Origin of the sequence: Pseudoalteromonas sp. 78C3, from assembly GCF_002836695.1 — a bacterium.
Taxonomy (GTDB): domain Bacteria; phylum Pseudomonadota; class Gammaproteobacteria; order Enterobacterales; family Alteromonadaceae; genus Pseudoalteromonas; species Pseudoalteromonas arctica.
This window is the reverse complement of the sequence record NZ_PJAV01000153.1, coordinates 12,127-31,826: the sequence shown is the minus strand read 5'-3', so window position 1 is coordinate 31,826 and position 19,700 is coordinate 12,127. Positions and strand designations below refer to the sequence as shown.

Annotated in this window: 21 protein-coding genes; 8 read left to right on the top strand and 13 right to left on the bottom strand. The window is 39.3% G+C overall.

Translation table 11 applies throughout. The features are described 5' to 3' along the window. Positions 1–175: 175 nt before the first annotated feature. The 5 genes from CXF76_RS13300 to CXF76_RS13280 are packed head-to-tail and all read right to left on the bottom strand — an operon-like array spanning position 176 to position 5,703. Positions 176–2,143, bottom strand: coding sequence for a hybrid sensor histidine kinase/response regulator (locus tag CXF76_RS13300; RefSeq protein WP_101163923.1), 1,968 nt, complete (start codon positions 2,141–2,143; stop codon positions 176–178). Between the two features lie 10 nt (positions 2,144–2,153). After that, positions 2,154–2,615 carry a response regulator gene (locus tag CXF76_RS13295; RefSeq protein WP_024590273.1) on the bottom strand — a complete coding sequence of 154 codons (462 nt, stop codon included), beginning with the start codon at positions 2,613–2,615 and terminating at the stop codon, positions 2,154–2,156. After that, positions 2,616–4,100 carry a sensor histidine kinase gene (locus tag CXF76_RS13290; protein ID WP_101163922.1) on the bottom strand — a complete coding sequence of 495 codons (1,485 nt, stop codon included), beginning with the start codon at positions 4,098–4,100 and terminating at the stop codon, positions 2,616–2,618. A 38-nt stretch (positions 4,101–4,138) separates the two neighbouring features. Beyond that, positions 4,139–4,348: a histidine kinase dimerization/phospho-acceptor domain-containing protein gene (locus tag CXF76_RS13285; RefSeq protein ID WP_007581523.1), complete on the bottom strand. Its 210-nt coding sequence runs from the start codon at positions 4,346–4,348 to the stop codon at positions 4,139–4,141. 14 nt (positions 4,349–4,362) lie between these two features. After that, complete coding sequence (locus tag CXF76_RS13280; protein ID WP_101163921.1) at positions 4,363–5,703, bottom strand: sigma-54-dependent transcriptional regulator; 1,341 nt, start codon at positions 5,701–5,703, stop codon at positions 4,363–4,365. 232 nt (positions 5,704–5,935) lie between these two features. On the opposite strand from CXF76_RS13280, the gene CXF76_RS13275 reads away from it, so the two are divergent. Continuing rightward, positions 5,936–6,451 (top strand): NUDIX hydrolase, encoded by a 516-nt coding sequence (locus tag CXF76_RS13275; protein ID WP_024608475.1) that lies wholly within the window; start codon positions 5,936–5,938, stop codon positions 6,449–6,451. 218 nt (positions 6,452–6,669) lie between these two features. Beyond that, positions 6,670–8,046, top strand: a complete 1,377-nt coding sequence (locus tag CXF76_RS13270; protein WP_101163920.1) for an NAD-dependent succinate-semialdehyde dehydrogenase — start codon at positions 6,670–6,672, stop codon at positions 8,044–8,046. 81 nt (positions 8,047–8,127) lie between these two features. Here the strand turns inward: CXF76_RS13270 and CXF76_RS13265 are convergent, their stop codons facing one another. Continuing rightward, on the bottom strand, positions 8,128–8,475 hold the full coding sequence (locus tag CXF76_RS13265) for a hypothetical protein (protein WP_039485094.1): 348 nt from the start codon (positions 8,473–8,475) through the stop codon (positions 8,128–8,130). Positions 8,476–8,846: 371 nt separating this feature from the next. Here CXF76_RS13265 and CXF76_RS13260 point away from each other — a divergent pair, with 371 nt between their 5' ends. Further along, a complete protein-coding gene (locus tag CXF76_RS13260; RefSeq protein ID WP_101163919.1) occupies positions 8,847–9,707 on the top strand; it encodes a hypothetical protein in 861 nt (286 codons plus the stop codon). Positions 9,708–9,732: 25 nt separating this feature from the next. Further along, entirely contained in the window at positions 9,733–10,620 is an 888-nt protein-coding gene (locus CXF76_RS13255; protein WP_101163918.1) for a hypothetical protein, read from the top strand. A gap of 175 nt (positions 10,621–10,795) precedes the next feature. Here CXF76_RS13255 and CXF76_RS13250 read toward each other — a convergent pair whose 3' ends face one another. The 3 genes from CXF76_RS13250 to CXF76_RS13240 form a co-directional block, all read right to left on the bottom strand. Then, complete coding sequence (locus CXF76_RS13250) at positions 10,796–11,878, bottom strand: endonuclease/exonuclease/phosphatase family protein (RefSeq protein WP_101163917.1); 1,083 nt, start codon at positions 11,876–11,878, stop codon at positions 10,796–10,798. A 23-nt stretch (positions 11,879–11,901) separates the two neighbouring features. Next, on the bottom strand, positions 11,902–12,264 hold the full coding sequence (locus tag CXF76_RS13245) for a hypothetical protein (RefSeq protein ID WP_024590266.1): 363 nt from the start codon (positions 12,262–12,264) through the stop codon (positions 11,902–11,904). A gap of 76 nt (positions 12,265–12,340) precedes the next feature. Next, positions 12,341–12,589 (bottom strand): TIGR03643 family protein, encoded by a 249-nt coding sequence (locus tag CXF76_RS13240; protein WP_007581511.1) that lies wholly within the window; start codon positions 12,587–12,589, stop codon positions 12,341–12,343. 123 nt (positions 12,590–12,712) lie between these two features. Between CXF76_RS13240 and CXF76_RS13235 the strand changes: the two genes are divergently transcribed. From CXF76_RS13235 to CXF76_RS13225, 3 genes are all read left to right on the top strand, one after another. Then, positions 12,713–13,402, top strand: a complete 690-nt coding sequence (locus CXF76_RS13235) for a substrate-binding periplasmic protein (RefSeq protein WP_101163916.1) — start codon at positions 12,713–12,715, stop codon at positions 13,400–13,402. Positions 13,403–13,431: 29 nt separating this feature from the next. After that, on the top strand, positions 13,432–14,088 hold the full coding sequence (locus CXF76_RS13230) for a YoaK family protein (protein ID WP_024590264.1): 657 nt from the start codon (positions 13,432–13,434) through the stop codon (positions 14,086–14,088). A 74-nt stretch (positions 14,089–14,162) separates the two neighbouring features. Continuing rightward, positions 14,163–16,223, top strand: coding sequence for a TonB-dependent receptor (locus CXF76_RS13225; RefSeq protein ID WP_101163915.1), 2,061 nt, complete (start codon positions 14,163–14,165; stop codon positions 16,221–16,223). Between the two features lie 36 nt (positions 16,224–16,259). Here the strand turns inward: CXF76_RS13225 and CXF76_RS13220 are convergent, their stop codons facing one another. After that, positions 16,260–17,051 carry an AraC family transcriptional regulator gene (locus CXF76_RS13220; protein ID WP_024608940.1) on the bottom strand — a complete coding sequence of 264 codons (792 nt, stop codon included), beginning with the start codon at positions 17,049–17,051 and terminating at the stop codon, positions 16,260–16,262. Between the two features lie 106 nt (positions 17,052–17,157). On the opposite strand from CXF76_RS13220, the gene CXF76_RS13215 reads away from it, so the two are divergent. Continuing rightward, positions 17,158–18,354: an MFS transporter gene (locus CXF76_RS13215; protein WP_101163914.1), complete on the top strand. Its 1,197-nt coding sequence runs from the start codon at positions 17,158–17,160 to the stop codon at positions 18,352–18,354. Here CXF76_RS13215 and CXF76_RS13210 read toward each other — a convergent pair. The 3 genes from CXF76_RS13210 to CXF76_RS13200 form a co-directional block, all read right to left on the bottom strand. Further along, positions 18,343–18,564 (bottom strand): hypothetical protein, encoded by a 222-nt coding sequence (locus tag CXF76_RS13210; RefSeq protein WP_007581505.1) that lies wholly within the window; start codon positions 18,562–18,564, stop codon positions 18,343–18,345. The genes CXF76_RS13215 and CXF76_RS13210 overlap by 12 nt on opposite strands. A 101-nt stretch (positions 18,565–18,665) precedes the next feature. Beyond that, the gene (locus CXF76_RS13205) at positions 18,666–19,115 is read right to left on the bottom strand and encodes a RidA family protein (protein WP_232785121.1); all 450 of its coding nucleotides are present in this window, start codon (positions 19,113–19,115) and stop codon (positions 18,666–18,668) included. 10 nt (positions 19,116–19,125) lie between these two features. Next, positions 19,126–19,539, bottom strand: a complete 414-nt coding sequence (locus CXF76_RS13200; protein ID WP_010553118.1) for a GFA family protein — start codon at positions 19,537–19,539, stop codon at positions 19,126–19,128. Positions 19,540–19,700 lie beyond the last annotated feature (161 nt).

Here is a 19,700-nt window from a genome sequence, read left to right as displayed (position 1 = left end):
CCATGTAGGCAACAAAGAGTAAATAGCCCCTGGGCAGAACCCTTCGGGCAGCGCATGTTTGGCATTTGTGCTACGTTATCGCCTATTTATGGGGAATAACCACACTACACAGGCTCTGCCTTGCCTAAATACCAAACATACTGCTGCAAATTTAACCTCGAAAGATAAACTGGCCCTAGCTAATAAGCGTTTCAAGTAAGCTCAAATTAATAGGTTTAAGTAAAACTCGGTCAATATTTAAATCTTTTATTTCTCTTGGATCTGGCTCTGCGCCACTTACAATCACCAAGCGTAGCTCTGGATATCGCTCATTAATTTGCTGGCCTAAATCAATGCCACGCCCATCGGGTAAATGCATATCTAGCAATACCTTATTAAATTGCTGGTCGTGATTAAGTATTTGCAAACATTGTGCGCAGCTAGACGCAATGACGGTTTCAACGCCTAGACTTTCTAAAAGTAGCTGCGTAATTTGCGCTGCATCGTGATCGTCTTCAACAAGTAAAAAGCGCTGCTTTTTCTCGGTTAAGCCCTTACTACAATTTATATCTTTAGCTTGCGGTGCATGCTCTGGCGCTACCAAATAATCTTGCAAACATTGATATAAAGCCGCGCTATCAACAGGTTTTGGTATTACATCGTTAAAGCCAAGTGCAGCAAGCTCCTCATGTATGCCTTTCATAGTAGCGGCAGTGAGCGCGATTATTGGGCCTTTGTAACCCATTTTTCTAAGCTCTATGGTAGCTTCCTTGCCGCCCATTACAGGCATATGAATATCAATAAAAATAATGTCGTAAGGCGCTTTATACGCATCTGCAATACGCACTTTTTCAAGCGCTTGTTGGCCATGTTCGGCATAATCGACGCGCGCACCACAGGTACTGATCATATGACCGACTAGCATGCGTAAATCACGTAAATCATCAACTACTAATACTCGCCCATGCACTTTACATGGAGCCGATTTACTTTGTAGTTGCGGCGCACTGCTAAAATTAAGTACCTGTCGTTCTACTTCGCTAATATCACCTGGGTAAACCGAAATAGTAAACGTAGAGCCTTTACCAATTTCAGAATGCAAACTAATATCACCGTGCATACGTGCTAACAATTCAGCACATATTGCCAAGCCTAAGCCTGCGCCACCTACAGAGCGTGATTCTACATCGGCTATTTGTTCAAATGGCTTGAATATTAGTTCTTGTTTTTCAGGGGCAATGCCCATGCCTGAGTCTTTAATGCTAAAAAATAGCATTTCACGATCATCAACCCACTGCGTCCACGCATTAACAACAATTTCGCCTTTATCGGTAAATTTAACCGCATTGTTTATTAGATTTATTAAAATTTGGCGAACTCTTGTTGCATCCAGTCGTGCAACCAAAGGTAATGGCTGATGAGATTCAAAGCGCAGCGTAAGGCCCTTATCTAGCACCGATACGCGCATTAGCGTGTATACATCGGCAAGCATGCTATCAAGGTTAACTTCGCTTAGGGTAAGTTCCAGTTTATCGGCTGCTATTTTAGATAAGTCGAGCACATCGTTTAACAGGCTCAATAAATGTTTACCGTTTCGATAAATAACACCCAATTCATTTTCTGCTTGCTGACTAAAGTCGCTCTGCATTAATAGTTCGGTGTAACCTAAAATAGACGACAGAGGGGTACGTAATTCGTGGCTTAAATGAGCTAAAAAGCGGTCTTTTGAGCGATTTTCAGCTTCGGCCTTTAAACGCTCTACTCTCTCACCTTCAACATCTTTACGAGCAAGTGCATAGCGAATAGCGCGCGCAAAGCGGCTCGAACTCATTTCTGTTTTTATTAAATAATCTACTGCACCGGCATCAAGCGCCGCCGAGTCTAACTCGTCGTTTGACTGCCCGGTAAGCATAATAATTGGGCCGCTAAAGCCATTAGCAATGGCTTCTTTTAATACATCTAAACCATTAGATGCACCCAAGCGGTAATCAAGCAGGCAAATGTCGTGCTCATTTTTGCTAAGCGTTGCAACTGCCTGCTCTGGGGAACTTATCCATTGAATGTTAAACGTGTGTGAATCCAATTGGTCCAGATAGTCGCAGGTGAGTATGTAATCATCTTCATCATCTTCTACAAGCAGCAACTGAGTCACTTTATCTAACATACAATCTCCATTAATCGTTAAATGTTGTCGGTAGCTCTACAAACTCTACCCAGTATTTTCCTAGCGTTTTCATCAAATCAACTAAACCATCAAACGTTACTGGTTTTGTAATATAAGATGCAGCACCTAAGTTATAGCCTTTAACCATGTCTTCTTCTTGCTTAGACGTAGTTAATATAACAACCGGGATTCCCTTTAAATTAAGGTTCCCTTTTATAGCTTCAAGCGCTTCACGGCCATCCATTCTTGGCATGTTTAAATCAAGTAATATTAATCCTGGTCGTGGCGACACTGTTTTGTCTTCAAACTTACCTTTACGTTCTAAATATTCAAGTAACTCAACGCCGTCTTCAACAAAATGAAGCTCGTTAAGTACACGGCTTTCGGCAAGGGCATCTTGTGTTAACAAACGATCATCTTCATCATCATCTGCCATTAAAATAGTAATAGGTTTTACTTTTGAATAGGGCATTTAAGCCTCTCCTTGCAATGTGAAAAGCGCAGCTTCCACAGGTAGTTTTATAATGAAGGTTGCACCTTCACCGTCTTTACTTTGGGCTGTAATTGTACCACCGTGGCGCTCCACAATACGCCTACATACAGAAAGGCCAATACCCGTGCCTTTATATTGTGAGCGACCATGTAAGCGCTGAAACGGTACAAATATTTTATCGGCATAGTCTTGTGAAAAACCAATACCGTTATCTTCTATGGTAATAACTTGAAAGCTCAAATTGGTATTATGATCCTCACTAAAAATATCTTCATCTTGATAACTAATTTTTATATGTGGACTTACATCTGGGCGTCTAAATTTAACTGCATTCGACAACAAGTTTAAAAACAGCTGCTGCATTTGGCTTTTATCAGCCTGAATAACCGGTAAGTCTTCTACATCAACTTGTGTATTAGACTCACCTATCGCAATTTCTAAATCACTTAATATATCGGTTACTACTTCGTTTAAATTTGTATCATCAAAGTCTTTGCCGCGTGTTGTAATACGCGAGAACTCTAATAGGTCATTAATTAAGTTAGACATGCGTTGCGCTGCATTTTTCATGCGGCCAATGTAATCAATCCCTTTTTCACCCAGCTCATCTTTAAACATGGTTTCGAGGCGGTCACTAAAGGCTTGAATTTTTCTAAGCGGTTCTTGTAAATCATGGCTCGCTACAAAAGCAAATTCTTCAAGCTCTCGGTTACTTCGGCTCAGTTCGTCAGAATACAATGTTAATTCTTGCGTACGCTCAGACACTTTACTTGCTAAAGTATCGTTTTGTTTCTCAAGCTCAAAGCGATACTGCGCTGCATTTCTTAAATTAAGACGAGTCATCACAAACATACCAATAATAAGTAATACGCTTGTGACTGCTGTAATAGCAAACGTGATTTTAGCTTCATTTTTAATTTGCGCTAACTTTGAAAAATGGCTCACTTTAAAGAGTAATTCGCGGTCTTGAACTTCATTAACACTCTCGCGAATTTGCTTATAAAGCTCCCGGCCTTTATGTGTATTTAATACATACAGCGCACGTCGTTCTTTGTCATCCAGAGCAAGATTCACCGTTTGTTTTAGCTCTTTAATTTTGCTATCAACTAATACTAGCAACTGAGCAATGCGCTCTGCTTGACCGTCAATTTCAGAGTGAAGCGACTTAACATGATTTATTTGCGCTTCAATTTGTCCTATAGCATCATAATAAGGCGTTAAATAGTCAGTCTCTTCTGTTAATAAATAACCGCGCTGACCCGACTCAGCTTGAACTACTGATAAATGCAGTTGCTCAATTCCCGTTGTCAGCATATTAGTGTTGTCTAAACTCTTTTGGGTTTGCGTTAAACCTTGAATCGTATTCAATGCTAAAACTGCGTTACCTACAATAATACTTAACACAACAACTATAAAAGCTGCCCAAGTAACATTCGCTTTACCTTGCTGTTTTTGCTTGCTCATTTAGCTTCCCGAATTAGAGTTTGTACAACACTTACTATTTATTGAGAGTCAGTGATTTTTTGTAAACTTTCACTACACTGTTGGCAATTGTTAATAATTTTATCAAGTGCATCTAGCGCTTTTTCTTTTGGCATATCGTTTTCAAGTACCAACTTAATAAGCTCTGCATTCATCGATATACGATTAAGCGGCGCTCTTGCATCGTGTACTAACTTATTTAGTTGCTCTGTTTGGTTATCGGATGTCATGTACTTCCTCAAATCTATTTATATTCGCCAATACCGCCATATGCATTAAGGCGGTTATAAAGTGTTTTAGTACTAATACCTAGCATTTGTGCAGCAAGCGTTTTATTACCTTGCACCTTGTCAAGCGTTGCATGAATAAGTTCTTTTTCGACTTCTTCAATGGTTTGTCCTGCTGATACTGGCTTTTCGGCAGTTTGATTATTAACGCGCGAAAAAGGCGACTCTAAGTTATCTGGTAGAATAATATCGCTAGTTTGCGGATCGCTCATAATAAATGCACGGTGTATAGCGTGGCGAATTTCGCGCACATTACCCGGCCACTCATAACTTTGTAGCTCTTTAAGCTGCGCGGGTGTCCAACTAAATGCGGTACCGTTTTCATCATTAAGCTGATCTAAAAATGCTTTAGCTAATAAAGGAATATCTTCTTTTCTATCGCGAAGTGGCGGTATATCAATAGGAAAAACAGCCAACCTAAAGTAAATATCTTCACGAATAATATTATTTTGTGCTAAATCAGTAAGCGAACGGTTCGTAGCTGAAATAACACGACAATTGGTTGGTATTTCTCTGTTACCACCTACGCGTGTTACCTTTTTAGTTTCAAGCACTCGCAGTAAATTTGGCTGCATATCAATTGGCATCTCGGTTACTTCATCTAAAAATAAAGTACCGTTATTAGATTGCTCAAACACACCTTCTTTGCGTGCAATTGCGCCTGTAAATGCGCCTTTTTCGTGGCCAAATAATTCACTGCCAATTAACTCTTTTGAAAGTGCGCCACAGTTGCTAGCAACTAATGGGCCTTCGCATTGGCTTGCGTTATGAATAGCTTGAGCCACTACTTCTTTACCTGCACCACTTTCCCCCATAAGCATCACGTTAGCATTTGTTTTAGCAACGCGTTCAATCATGTTGTAAAGCTTTTGCATTGGCTCAGATTCACCAATTAACCCACCAAAGTGGCGTACAATACCGCTCGATTTTGCTTTTTTAACTGCTTTTTTAGGGCCATTCAAAACGAGTTCTAAATCTTCACGCTGTAATGGCTTTAATAAATGCCCTACATTTGGCTCACACATTTCAGCTAAAATGCCTTTAACTGAAGGATGACCCGATATAAGTGTAATTTTTGGAGATTGCCCAATCGTTTTTAAATGATCAAGTAAATGCAAACCGCTACCATCAGGTAACATAAAATCAAGTAGCACATGGTCAAAGGTATTATTTTCAAACCATTGATGTGCTTCTTTTAAACTGGTGGCGGTGCTTATATTGTGGCCGAGGAATTCGACTATGTGGCAAACAACGTCACTAAATTCAACGTCATCGTCTACTAAAAGTATGTCTAACATGATAAATCCCTATGCTTTTTTTCTTATTCTACGCATCCTAAATATTAATTTAAAGGCACGCCTAGAATCTAATTACTTAAATAGCTAATTAATCCAATGCTATTTATTTTACCAACCTAATATTTACGTATGCTTAAAAAAACGATCACAAATTACGAAAAATAATTAAAATCGTTTCTATTTATAGAATGGTAGCAACTGTTATCATTAAAAGCTTAAAAAAGGAGACGAAATGCAGCAATTAAAAACCTTAATTCATTCAGGTATTAATATTGACCACGGTAGTCAGTTTACGCGTTTAACAGCTCGCGCCATTGTTATTAAAAATAATAAAATACTTTTAATGTATACAAGCCGCTATGAAGATTACAGTTTACCTGGTGGTGGAGTAGATGAAGGCGAAAGTATTGAACAAGGCTTAATTCGCGAACTAAGCGAAGAAACCGGTGCACAACAAATAAGTGTAATTAAAGCCTTTGGACTCTATGAAGAGTATCGCCCTTGGTATAAAGAAGACTTTGATATTATTCATATCAAATCGTATTGCTTTGTATGTAATATTGCCGACGAGTTTGGCAAAGCACAGTTAGAGCATTATGAGCAGCAAAATGGCATGACTGCTAAATGGGTTGATATTAACAATGCAATTGCTCATAACGAGCGCACACTTGCTAACAGTGAAAAACAAGGACTCTCCATTTTACGAGAAACCTACCTACTAAAGCGCATTGCTAAAGAACTTCTATAAGTTGAATAAGCATGAGCAGTCAACCTTGTAAATTTTGCATCAATCAGAACTTTTTACTGCTTTGGATAATATATTCATAGTAGTAAAAAGTTATTAGCAGAATAAAAAACCAAAAATAGATACTACATTTCAATAGCTTGAGATTAATTAATACTGTTTTTTTGATATTGGCTTTCGTTTTGCACCCTTATAGATAATTAATTTGTAAGGAGATAGAAATGAGTAACACAGTTAAAACGATTAATCCGGCAACTGAGCAAACCATTGAAACCTACACGCTACTTTCTCAAAAAGAAGCAGAACAGGTAATCGAAAAATCTCACGAAACATATTTAAAATGGCGCTTAACGTCGTTCACTGAACGTGCGAGATATCTTAATAAGTTAGCCTCACTTTTCGAAGAGCAAAAAGAATCTATCGCAAAACTCATGACCGAAGAAATGGGTAAAGTATACGAGCAAGGCTTTCAAGAAGTTGAACTATGTGCAGGAATTTGTCGTTACACAGCTGAACAAGGCCCACAAGTACTTGCTGACGAAGAACGTGATATGGACGGCGGCCGTGCAATTATCAGCTATCAACCAACAGGTGTACTGTTAGGTATTCAACCGTGGAACTTCCCGCTTTATCAGGTAATTCGCTACAGTGCTGCCAACATAATGGCGGGTAACACAACCGTATTAAAACATGCTGGTAACGTATTTGGCATGGCTGAAAAAATTGAAGAGCTATTTAAACAAGCTGGTTTCCCAGAGTACTGTTTCAGCAACTTACTCATCGACGGTAAAACCGCCAGCTCACTCATTGCGCACAAAGCAATTAGCGGCGTAACCTTTACGGGTAGCGATGCCACAGGTAAAAAAGTAGCTGAAGAAGCGGGTAAACACGCTAAAAAGACAGTGTTAGAGCTTGGTAGTAATGACGCTTACTTAGTACTCGATGACGCAGATTTAGAGCTTGCAGTTAAAACCTGTGTAACAGGTCGCATGATCAATAACGGCGAAACGTGTGTTTCAGCTAAACGTTATGTTGTTGTTGAGTCACTTTACGATGACTTTAAAGCACAAATTAAAGAGCAGTTCGAAGCCATGAAAATGGGCGACCCAATGGCAGATGACACAGACTTAGGTCCAATGGCCCGTGAAGATTTACGCGACGGTATTCACGACCAAGTAATGGAATCAGTTAAAGCAGGTGCAAACATAGTAACGGGTGGCGAAATACCATCGCAAACGGGCTATTACTACCCACCTACTCTACTAGATAACCTATCACCTGGCATGCCGGCCTACGACGACGAATTATTTGGCCCTGTCGCTTCGCTTATTAAAGCCAAAGATAACGACGATGCTATGCGCATCGCCAACGATTCTCGCTACGGTTTAGGCGGTGGTATTTTCTCAAAAGACGAGAAAAAAGCCATTGAGCTTGCTAAAAAGTACTTCGACACCGGCATGATCAATATTAACGGCTACGGTTTAGCACAACCTAACCTACCGTTTGGTGGTGTTAAGGAAAGTGGCTACGGCCGAGAGCACGGCGGCTTTGGTATGCGCGAATTTGTGAATATCAAATGTATTATGATTAATAGCTAATTTAGCCCTAATACATTAAAAAACCTAAAAGTGGGTAACCGCTTTTAGGTTTTTTTTAACTTTAAATGAGCAGTTTGCTTTTTAATCATTATCAACATAAAAGAATAATATAATAAATTCAGAGGCACTAATTGCAGCTAGCTGCATTATCAGCAAAAACATAATACCAATCCCAGCCTGAGGGTCAGGTTCAATACCAAAGACAAGTACTGGCGCTAAAGTAATAGTACATAATGCAGCTATAATTCTAATAAAAATGAGCCGTTTATTTTTATAGTTTTTAGCGTTAGCTAAAAAATATAGAAGCAAATAAGGCAACAGCATAAACGCAAAGCCAATTTCAGTTGGCATCCAGTACTTAATAGCAACAGCAACTAAAGATAAAACAGCAAGCGCCTTAACTGGGTAGTACATTTTTTTATAATTCACATGCTTTCCTTTGCACGCAGTGCTTTATTAGCACCAAATAAAATATTGCCGAACAATATAAAAACTTTAACTATGCAATGCAATCTATTTCACTAGACTTAACCTGACAGGCAACAATGAGCGATAACCGGTCATTGATATTGAGTAATATAATAGTCAATTGAGTGGTCAAACTACTCTTGCGCATATATTCATGAAAATAAGCGAAGCGCGTATATTGTTCTATTTAACTTTACTTAAAAGTTTTAGAAAACTTTGTGATAGTAATGCCTTAGGTAATTTGTTAAAACTATATAAAATAGATAAATAAACGCTAAGTCAGCAGAAATATGCGCGATTAGCCCAATATTAAACTACAAGGGAAAATTTAATTGGGAAGGTTTCGAGAAAAGGCTAGAAGGTTCTATGAGAAAAATCAGGTTCTTTGTAGCAAACTAAACCGAAGTCAAAAGTTCTACTATTTTGGCTTCGTTGTTGGCTTAATTTCTGCCTTTTGGTACGTCACCCCTTTTTCCGATATATTCTTTTCGGTTTTTGTAGCGGCTGGCTTACTTCTTACTTGTGGCGTCGCATCTGATATTTTAATTGTTTATAAAAAAGTCTGGGAGACAAATATAGGAAAGGGGCTTATTTTAGTTATTTATGCTGTGGCAACAAATTTTGCGTATGCTCTTTCATCCCAGATAGTAAACGAAATAGTTACATTCGAATCGTCGAAGCTTATATATTCAATAAACCTCGTTGCAGTAATGCTTGTCCCGCTTTTTATATTAGCGTTCACCTATCTTGTATTTGTAGTAATATTAATTTTTGGACAATTCTATATGCTAATAATTGCGCATGCAGAGCAGTTCAAGACTGATGTATGTCTAAAGCATATAATCCCTGAAAAAATTGAGGACTATGCATTCAGAACGTTTTTGGTTCGTTTTTTTGTTTTCCCTTCAATACTTGGGTTTTATTGGGGGATAAGTGGTCATGCCATGCCTGCTTATAAAAATTTCGTAGAAAATACGACGAAAGCATTTATCTATAATCTAGAAGCGAAAAAGTTCTCTAGGTGTAAGATATCAAAAGGGCAAAAGGTAATAGAGATAAATGACAAAGAAATAGTCGTAGTTGAAAAGTTAAGTGGGGATTATTCGTTTTCCCCCCAAATTTGTTCGCCAACACTTAAGCCTAACAAAAAGCTCACCAAGGGCGCAGAAAAGAATTCTGCGCCTGTTAGCTAAGCGCTAGGCATTTCAAGGAGTATGCATGAAGTTTGAGTTTGGGGACCTGTATAAATTTATTGTCTCTTTAGGTGTGGTTCTAATTACACTATCAGTTACAACCCCTTGGCTTTTTTTAAGAGAGCCCTTTGATCTTTTTAAGACCCATGCAGAAATTCAAGCATTAACTCCAGTTGCTCAAGATATAATTCAAAAACGGCAGTCTTTAATATCTTTTATATTTACGTTTATACCTTGGTTTTCATCCATTGCAGCAATCGTTGGAATGATTTTTATTTATATGGGCTTAAAAAAATGGCAGGTAAACCAATCTCATCTAGATAAGCAAACTATGATTGAATCTAAACTTAAGGAAAATGCTCTACGTGAGTCAACCCAAGATGAGATAGAAGAGAAACAAAGTAAGGAAATAGAAGGCTTAGTTCAGTTTAATACTTCCCCTAACCAACAGGCTTCTTTTCGTAGGGCTTACTCTCAAATTGAGACTTGTGTTTTTAATAGACTGAATAAAATTTACAGCAACAAGTATAAAGTTAGTCATAATATGATGATTGCGGGGTTTGAATTAGATATATTTTTAGAAGGTAAATCATTACTAGCTAAAGATTATATTATAGAAGTTAAGTATATCCGCAAAGGGTTCAACTTTGGTTGGTTAAATGAGGCATTCTTACGAAACCTACATGCACAAAATGCATATTCTAAGATTACTAATAAAGCTGCTAATACACTGTTATTGATTGTGATTTCAGATGAAGCTTTTAACGAAGATAAATATAGCAAGCTTCTCACTCGCTTACAGGAAAACGAACTATATCGAAAAGGAAAGGATATAGTTAAAATCCTAGCTGAAAACGAATTGAAAAATATTACCGACATTGAGCTTCAAGAAAAACTGAGCATAAATGGCTAATAAAGCGAATGGAGTCAAACCTTGACTTCAGACATTATAACTCCTGATCGTCCGCATATGGCTCTTTCTAGCCACTCGACAACATAAACGTGGTAGTCGTGTTGTTGCTAGCCAATTCATTATTTTTGTCGGATGGCATGGCTTCGCCACTTATCCGACCTACACTGCCTAATAGCTATAACTTTTCCTCAAACCTCGGCACCTTTCGCTTATCAGCTTTACTCATAGCAAGCTCTTGAATTTCTTCTTGCTTAAGTTCATCGGATTTATCTTCTAATGATTGCTGATTAGCGTTTTCGTAAGAAAGCTCAGTGAGCAACGCAAAGTGATCAGAGCCATACTTAGCTAAGCGCTTAATACGTTTTACTTTAAATCCTTCGCTGTGAAATAAGTGATCGAGCGGCCAACGCATAAAAAAGTAGCCTGCATGAAAGGTATTATAAAAACCACGGCCTTTTCGAGGGTCTAAAAAGCCACTTATTTGCATAAACAAACGCGTGCTACGCGACCATGCTACATCGTTTAAATCACCGGCAACTATGGTAGGTCGTGTTGGGTTTTTAAGTGCTTTAGCCACCATTATTAGCTCTGAGTCGCGCGGACGCGATGAGTCTTCTTCGGTCGGGCTTGGCGGTGCGGGGTGAATAAAGTGCCCTTGCATTTGCAGGCCTTCATCGTTTTCAAACAGAATATGAATTGAAGGAATATCTTCTTCTATAAGCTCACATATTTGTGCATCGAGTATTTTAAACTTGCTGTATAAGTGCATGCCATAACGATTGTCTTTAGGGCATTCTATGTAGTACGGGTAATTTTTTTTAATGACTGATAATTTATTTTCCCACCAGCTATCGCTCTCAAGCGTAATAAGTAGGTCGGGTTGATGCTCATCAACAAGGCTAATTAACTGCTCACTTTTATGGTTCGACATAAGTACATTTGCCGACATAATCCTTATACTATGATCTATATGCTTAGGTGCGCTTTGCACTTCTTTTTTAGCAAGCCACGTATACGGGTAAATCCATTTACCTTGTAAAATCATTATAAGTAATGAGGTTAAGGCTATAAATACGTAACCCATTGCGCTACTTTGCCATAATAAAAACAACGAAGTAACGGCTGCAAAACTGGCAATATAAAATACCTGTAAGCGCACAAAATCGCAGCTACGCACTAAGTAATGCTGGCTGTACGACATAGGTAATAAGGTAACCAGTAAAAAAAAGCCAATAATTATAGCCAGCGCAATGAGCATTTTAATATCCTTATAACGTTAATTTAGCGACTTAAAATTGAAAGTATTTCTCGGGTATCGTGCACCATATGAATAACTGTACGGTCTATTTCAATACTCACTGTACCATTATCTCTAGAGCGTTCAATCACTCTACCTCGTTTGTATAAATCACGATCTAAAAAGTCACCTCGGTGATAGCTTTTACTTAGCCCTGGTGGCGTCCAACCTGCGCGAATTAACTGCTTAGCCTCTTTTTTAGAAAGGTAGTCATTGTCATTATGCTTATGTGAATGATGCTTTTTATGGCCGTGTTTATGACCATGCTTATCTTTATGCGGTTTTGCGTCTGCGCTTATTGAACATAAAGCCAATGCTATTAGTGTTGTGTATGTTAGTGCTCTCATAAATAATCTCTAGCGTAATTAATAGCTAAAGGTTAACAAACACGGCTGAACATCATATGAAACAACTTACACTTATTTAACGCTGTTTATATTGTGTTTTACAATGGCTTCGCATAATAGCTGGATCGCGTAATTTTAAATGTTTTGTTTTACGACCTGCATGGCGCTTACGCCATACTTTAAAACTGCCTTTTGAAACATTGTCTCGCATAAAAACCACCAGCTGCGGATACTTTAATCCGTATAGCTGCTCTATAGCCTCGTAGGGGGTTCTATCTTCCCACGCCATTTCGATAATGCGTGACTGCTGCTCTGCGTTAAACATGGTATATCTCACAAAATTTAACTTATACGCTAGGTAAAAATACTTAGATCAATGCAATTAAGCTCAGTAACTGTATAATTGGCGTTCAAGTTATGTACTTTAAAAGATATCGAATTTATATTTATGCGCGCAATATTTCTGTTTTTAGCTTTAACTTTACCTTCGTTATTACTTGCAGCGCCAAGTAAAACCCTGCGGTGCGTAACAACCCACTACCCGCCTTTTACTATATTTGATGAGAAAAGCGATACGTTCACGGGTTTAGATATTGAATATTTAACGTTTATTGAGCGTAATTTAAATCTTAAAATTGATGTTGTGCACTTGCCATGGGCGCGCGTTAAAAAAGAAATGGCGCTGGGTTATTACGACTGCTATTTCTCTTTGGCCAATACAGAGGAACGTGCAAAGTATTTAGATTTTACAAGCGTGCCCTTGCACACTACTAAGTATGGCTTATTTACTTTAAACAAAGATAAGCTACTCACAAACCATTTATCAAATACCCCAATAGCGATGCTGCGCGGCGTTGCTTTGCCTGAGGTTATTGCTAAAAAGTATAACCTTGATGAGAATAATCTACTTCGTTCACTTTCAACTAAAGACACTTTTGAGCTACTAGAAAAAAAACGTGTTGAATACGCAATAACTAACTATCAAGCGGGTTTGTGGTACTCAAAAGAATATAAAAATATATACGCTAGGCAGTTCAATGAGTTTACGCTTCCTACTTACATTGCTTTTAAGCGTGGCGTAATTGATACAAAATTAGTTGATGAGCAAATAAAACGTTTTAAAGCACAAACTCAATAATTAACACTGCACACGTTAAGAGATAACCAATGTTTACAAAACTACCAAAGTGGGTTGAATATGGCGCGTTTACGCTCGCATTTATAGCGGGCGTAGTAAACGCTGTAGGCTTATTAGGATTTGAGCACCAGGCTATTTCGCATGTATCTGGCTCTGTTACTTTACTTGGTATTAAAGTAATAACTAACCCCAGCACTGCCTTATTGCTACTTTCAATAATTATTAGCTTTATGTTGGGTTCGGCACTGTCGGGATTTTTACTCTCTGGTGGCTCATTAAAACTTGGTCGTCATTACGACACTTTGCTTTTTATTGAAGGATTGCTACTACTTGCGAGTGCTTATTTACTCAAAAACACATTCGTTTACGGCATTGTTTTAACGTCTGCTGCGTGTGGGCTACAAAATGCGCTAGCCACTAATTACAGTGGTGCTGTTATACGTACGACACATTTAACCGGTATTTTTACTGACCTTGGTTTAATGCTAGGTAAAGCTCTTAAAGGTGAGCAATTTGATACTCGTAAAGGGGTTATGTTTTTACTCATTATTGCAGGCTTTTTACTAGGCGGTATAACCGGTTTTGTTTTATTTGAGCATTACTTAGTGCTGGCTTTGGTGTTTCCTGCTGTGGCTTGTTTTGTTTTATCAATTACGTATCGGGTTTATAGGCTACGTACGCTTTAACGCAACAAGTTTAAATGCACATAAAAACCGCATATTATAGAAGCAATGCAATATAGATTACTTTCAAGGAATGTATGAAACCTTATTTTTTGCCGCTGTTATTACCCTTTAGCCACACTGCGTTTGCCGATAATCAAAACAACGATGCAATAGAAACCATAACAACTACGGCATCACGTATTGAAGCGCTATCGACACCACTCCCTTTATCAATAAGTACACTAACGCAAGCGCAGCTAAATAGCATAGCGCCTACCCATATTGAAGAAGCTCTGCAACGTGTAGCGGGTGCTAATATTCAACGCGGAAATGGCCAAGAGTATTTACCCGCGCTTCGCTCACAAGTGCTTTCGGGCGCAGGCGCTTGTGGTGGCATATTAACCTTAGAAGATGGCATACCACTGAGAGCCGCTGGGTTTTGTAATATAAACGAGCTATTTGAGGCGCACAGCGAAATGGCGCAGCGTATTGAAGTATTAAAAGGCCCTGGCTCTGCACTTTATGGCTCAAATGCTGTGCATGGTGTTATTAATGTAATAACGCCCGACACTACTCAAGGCGGTGGTTTAGTTGGTTTAGATTATGGCTCGTACGGTTATACTCGCTACAAATTACGTGCAGGACAAGATTACGGCAACAGCGGCATAGGCATTAACGCAAGTGTTACCAATGATAGCGGTTACCGCGACGACGAAAGCGTAGAGCAACAAAAAGTTAACATTCGCCATCGCTATTCAAATAATAATTTATTACTTACCTCTGGGCTTACTTACACAAACCTAGATCAGCAAACTGCGGGATTTATTACGGGCTTTGAAAGCTATAAAAACGAAGACCTCTCGCAAAAAAACTTTGACCCAGACGCATTTAGAAAAGCACGCGCATTTAGAGCATGGAGCAATGCAACATGGCAATTAAATAACGATGATGTGCTCTCTACTACGTTATATTTTCGCGACCAAAGCATGGACTTTTTTAAGCACTTTTTACCCGGCACACCGCTTGAAAAAAACAGTCAAACCGGCTTTGGTGTGCAATCGCTTTATCAGCATAATTTACAAAGTAATGTAAAAGTAAACCTAGGGCTTGATGGCGAATACACGCAAGCCGACTTTACTCAAAGCCAAAACGAGCCAACGCAAGGCTCTGCATTTTTAGTCGCGACAGTGCCACAAGGCAAACATTACGATTACGATGTAAACGCCACGCTTTATGCCCCTTTTGCATCACTTGATTGGCAATTAAATAAATGGTTACTTACCGCAGGTGTGCGCTACGAGCATATGCAGTACGACTATACCAATAATATGCTAGCAGGTAGAACAAAAGACGATGGCACAGAATGCGGGTTTGGTGGCTGCCGATACAGCCGCCCAGCGAGTGCTAAAAATAGCTTTAGTAATTTATCGCCAAAGCTTGGGTTGAGTTATCAATACAATACAAATAACACGCTTTATGCAAACTTTTCTCGCGGTTACCGCGCCCCACAAGCCGCTGAGCTATACCAATTACAACGCGAGCAAACCACTGCAAATTTAAGCGCCGAAATAGCCAATAATGCAGAGCTGGGTATTAAAGGGATTTACGAAAAGCTACGTTATGGCGTGTCTGTTTACGCTATGAGTAAACACAATACGATTTACCGCGATAGCGACTTTTTTACGGTAAATAATGGCAGCTCTCGCCATCGTGGTATTGAGCTTGAACTTGACTACCAGCTCACTAAGTCGCTTGCACTTAACTTTGCAGGCACACACGCAAAGCATACTTATACTAACAACCAAATACTTAACGGTTTAAATATAAACGGCAACGACATAGATACCGCGCCGCGTAATATTGCTAATCTCGATTTAACATGGCAAGCACTCAGTAATACGCAACTTGCTTTGCAATGGCATCGCGTTGGTAACTACTACACCGACCCAGAAAACTTAAATAAATACCAAGGGCATGATGTTTTAAGCCTACGCGCACAGTGGCAAGTTACTAATAACCTTGAAGTGCTTGCCCGTATTATTAACTTAACTGATGAGGCTTATGCAGAGCGCGCCGATTACACCAGTTTCACCGGCGACAGGTACTTTCCTGGCAAACCACGTAACGCGATGCTTTCGGCAACTTACACGTGGTAATGTTTATTTAAGGGCTAAACTTATTTAAGGGCTAAGCTAATTTAGCTGATTTAAGTCGCTCATGTATTTCATGGGCGACTTTTTCATCACCTTTTTAAACATAGTAATAAACGCACTAACCGACTCATACCCTAATAACTCCGACACCTGCTGCACACTTTGCTTATCTGAAAGCGCTTTTAAGGCTGTAATTATATGCAATTGCGTACGCCACTTTCCAAATGTCATACCTGTTTCTTTTTTAATTAACCGCGCTAATGTGCGCTCAGTTAATGCAAACTGCTTAGCCCATTGTGGTAGTGTTTTTCGATTGTTTGGCTTGTTTATGAGCTGATCGCTCATAGTTTGAATTACCTCATTTTTAGATAATACAAAATCCAGTGGCTGTACGGGCATTTCAATAAGTTGATCAAACAACACCTGCGCTAAACGCGATGTTTTACTATTTAAAGTATAGTGCTGATTATGCCCAGCCAACTCGCACATTAGCTCTTTAACCAACGGCGTAATGGCTAACGTACAGGTATTTAGCGGCATACCGTTTTTACTACTATCAATAAATAAATGACAAAGCTGCGCGTTATCAGACGCCCTATTACTATGCACCTTTTGTGCTGGGATCCAAATTGCACTGTGCGTGGGCACCATCCACATTTTTGCCGACACTTCACATGTTACATAACCGTGCAGCGCTAAAATTAATTGCCCTTTTGGATGGGTGTGCAGTGGTATTTCGTGACTGGCATGGGCATGCTCTATTTTGGCTATTATGGGCTGCGCCATAGTTTCAAAATTTTTAATGTCGTCCCAACCAATTGCATCAAACATAGTTTTGTCTGTTTTTAGTTATTTAATGTCATTATCTCTAAATTATAGTTTTTGCTAAGCCTTTATACTAGCGCCCATTAAGTATTAGCTTTAATGGTCTGCCCTTTTGTTAAATAACACACCTAAATCACGCTTTGCTGGCATATTACTTGTGCTTGGCATATTACTTATTGCCGCAAATTTACGCGCCACATTTACAGGTATTGCACCTGTGCTTGAACAAATTATTAATCACTTTGGGCTTAGCGCATCTCAAGCCGGGTTTTTAACAACATTGCCACTCATTGCCTTTGCTATTGTATCGCCAATGGCCGCAACTCTTGCTAAAAAGCAAGGGTTAGAGCGCACCTTGTTTGTAGCTTTGTTATTTATACTTGCAGGGGTTGCAGCGCGGGTAATAAATACCTCAGCCATGCTTTTTGTAGGCACCGCTATTATTGGTGTGGGCATTGCCATTGCAAACGTATTATTACCAAGTTTAATTAAGCGCGACTTTCCTGCAAAGGTTGCGTTAATGACCTCAGCCTACGTGCTTACTATGGGCGTGGTATCGGGTGGGTTTTCCACTTTGGTATTTCCGCTTAGTCAGTTAAACGGATTAGGATGGCAACTTGCGCTGGGCTCATCAGCTCTTATTACTCTGGCGAGTATTATTGTATGGATGTCGCAATTAAGTAAGCACACAAAACCCGCGAGTATTGCTCAACACGCTGACACGTCAAAAAGTGTATGGCGCTATTTACTAGCATGGCAAATTACCCTACTGCTGGGCTTAAACTCATTTTTAAATTATATAATTATTACGTGGTTACCTAGCATATTAATCGAAACAGACCAAAGTGCCACGCAAGCAGGTGCTTATCATGGTGCTTTTCAAATAGCGACTGCATTACCGGGTTTAATATTAATTCCGTTACTTGCCAAATTAAAAGATCAAAGCGCGCTTAGCTTTATTTTGGCCATGCTGAGTGCACTCAGTGCATTGGGGCTGCTTTACATGCCTAACTATGCCTTTGTGTGGACCTTAATGCTGGGTTTTTGCTCTGGTGCATGTTTTATACTGGGGTTGTCGTTTATTAGTTTGCGAACTGACGATTCGCAACAAGCAGCGTCGCTTTCAGGTATGTCGCAAAGCGTAGGTTATTTACTCGCGGCTATTGGTCCTATGCTCGCTGGTGCATTACACACGACTACGGGAAGTTGGAGTGCGCCATTATGGCTGTGCGCTATTGCCGGAGTACTGTGTGCATTATGTGGTTTAGGCAGTGGTAAAAACACCACTTTAGCTAAATCAGCTAACTAGCTGCTGTAACCACGAAAATAAACCAGACGAAGTTTTGTTGCTCGTGTGTTTTTGCTCATAGCGTTTATTAGTTGCTTCACGCTGTTCACGGCGCTCTTGCGCTAAATTAGCTTTTGCAGCAAAACGCAAGCGCTGCTCTTGAGTAAGCTCATCATTAAAACTAATGGCTGTTTTTTTAACTGCTCGGCTGCTTTTGGGTGAACTACACATAATATTTCCTCTGTTATGTAACTACTCAAATAGACAGCCTTTTTGTATAAAAAATTTCAAAAGCAGTATTACTTTTTAGAAGTAATACTGCTGAGTATCAACTAAACAGCACCAATACATTCAACTTCTACCAAAGAATCAAGGGCTAACGCCTTAACTGCAAAAGCACTACGTGCAGGATACGGCGCACTAAAATACTGGGTGTAAATGGCATTAAATGCTTTAAAGTCGTTAATATTGGTAAGCATAACGGTGCACTTTACAATATTGCTCATACTGTAGTTATGTTGCTCTAAAGTGCGTTTAATATTTTCAAGTGTTTGTTTAGTTTCACCTTCAAAACCGCCTTTAGCCAACTTACCTGTTACAGGGTTAATCCCTATTTGCCCCGACATATAAAGCGTATTACCGGCTTTTACTATTTGCAAAAATGGTAAGTTAGGATTAGCTTTGCCTACATTTAAAAAGTCGACATTACTCGAAGCTGCAAATGCACTGCCGGTAATTAATGTGCTTGCTAAAAAAGCGGTTTTTATCAGTGAGTTCATCATCTGGCTTACCTTATTTTTGTGGTGTGGTTTCAAATGAAGGCACTTGATGTAATTCGTTAAGCCAATTAAGCGTCGATTTAGACCAAATTTGTGCTGTTGGCGTAAATTGATCACGCTGATCAACCGCACCAATACGCAAACCATATACACGGTCAGCTTTAGCTTCGTTAGTTGCATAAAGTGTTGTACCACATGTGCCACAAAAACCTTGCGCACGCTTGTTACCGCTTTGCGCTGTTTTAACAAACTCTTTTGGCTCACCTTGGGTAAACACGACCGAGTTTGGCTCTGCAATTATAACGGCTCTAAATGGGCCGCTCGACATGCGTTGGCAATCGCTACAATGGCAAACAAGTGCATTGTTATTTTGAGACTTTGCTTGGTATTTAATTTCACCACAGTAACAGCTTCCAGTAATTTCCATTATTTAAATCCTTAATGCTTATGAAGATTGAATCGAGATATAAGACCGGCAATATCGATTCATTATTTTTAAAATATAAAAAATTGCTCGCCGGTTTGTTTGTATGTTCGGTTAGATTTTTAATTCTTTAGAGTGATTTTTTCAAAGTTGAGCAAGTGCTA

Bases quoted from the DNA above. Each gene is read 5' to 3' on its own strand.
- CXF76_RS13240 (WP_007581511.1), bottom strand. From the start codon at position 12,589: ATGTTTAACGCAGAGCAGCAGTCACGCATTATCGAAATGGCGTGGGAA.
- CXF76_RS13200 (WP_010553118.1), bottom strand. From the start codon at position 19,539: ATGGAAATTACTGGAAGCTGTTACTGTGGTGAAATTAAATACCAAGCA.
- CXF76_RS13280 (WP_101163921.1), bottom strand. From the start codon at position 5,703: ATGTTAGACATACTTTTAGTAGACGATGACGTTGAATTTAGTGACGTT.
- CXF76_RS13210 (WP_007581505.1), bottom strand. From the start codon at position 18,564: ATGTGTAGTTCACCCAAAAGCAGCCGAGCAGTTAAAAAAACAGCCATT.
- CXF76_RS13285 (WP_007581523.1), bottom strand. From the start codon at position 4,348: ATGACATCCGATAACCAAACAGAGCAACTAAATAAGTTAGTACACGAT.
- CXF76_RS13250 (WP_101163917.1), bottom strand. From the start codon at position 11,878: ATGCTCATTGCGCTGGCTATAATTATTGGCTTTTTTTTACTGGTTACC.
- CXF76_RS13220 (WP_024608940.1), bottom strand. From the start codon at position 17,051: ATGTTTGATGCAATTGGTTGGGACGACATTAAAAATTTTGAAACTATG.
- CXF76_RS13225 (WP_101163915.1), top strand. From the start codon at position 14,163: ATGAAACCTTATTTTTTGCCGCTGTTATTACCCTTTAGCCACACTGCG.
- CXF76_RS13245 (WP_024590266.1), bottom strand. From the start codon at position 12,264: ATGAGAGCACTAACATACACAACACTAATAGCATTGGCTTTATGTTCA.
- CXF76_RS13270 (WP_101163920.1), top strand. From the start codon at position 6,670: ATGAGTAACACAGTTAAAACGATTAATCCGGCAACTGAGCAAACCATT.
- CXF76_RS13295 (WP_024590273.1), bottom strand. From the start codon at position 2,615: ATGCCCTATTCAAAAGTAAAACCTATTACTATTTTAATGGCAGATGAT.
- CXF76_RS13230 (WP_024590264.1), top strand. From the start codon at position 13,432: ATGTTTACAAAACTACCAAAGTGGGTTGAATATGGCGCGTTTACGCTC.
- CXF76_RS13235 (WP_101163916.1), top strand. From the start codon at position 12,713: ATGCGCGCAATATTTCTGTTTTTAGCTTTAACTTTACCTTCGTTATTA.
- CXF76_RS13255 (WP_101163918.1), top strand. From the start codon at position 9,733: ATGAAGTTTGAGTTTGGGGACCTGTATAAATTTATTGTCTCTTTAGGT.
- CXF76_RS13290 (WP_101163922.1), bottom strand. From the start codon at position 4,100: ATGAGCAAGCAAAAACAGCAAGGTAAAGCGAATGTTACTTGGGCAGCT.
- CXF76_RS13300 (WP_101163923.1), bottom strand. From the start codon at position 2,143: ATGTTAGATAAAGTGACTCAGTTGCTGCTTGTAGAAGATGATGAAGAT.
- CXF76_RS13275 (WP_024608475.1), top strand. From the start codon at position 5,936: ATGCAGCAATTAAAAACCTTAATTCATTCAGGTATTAATATTGACCAC.
- CXF76_RS13205 (WP_232785121.1), bottom strand. From the start codon at position 19,115: ATGATGAACTCACTGATAAAAACCGCTTTTTTAGCAAGCACATTAATT.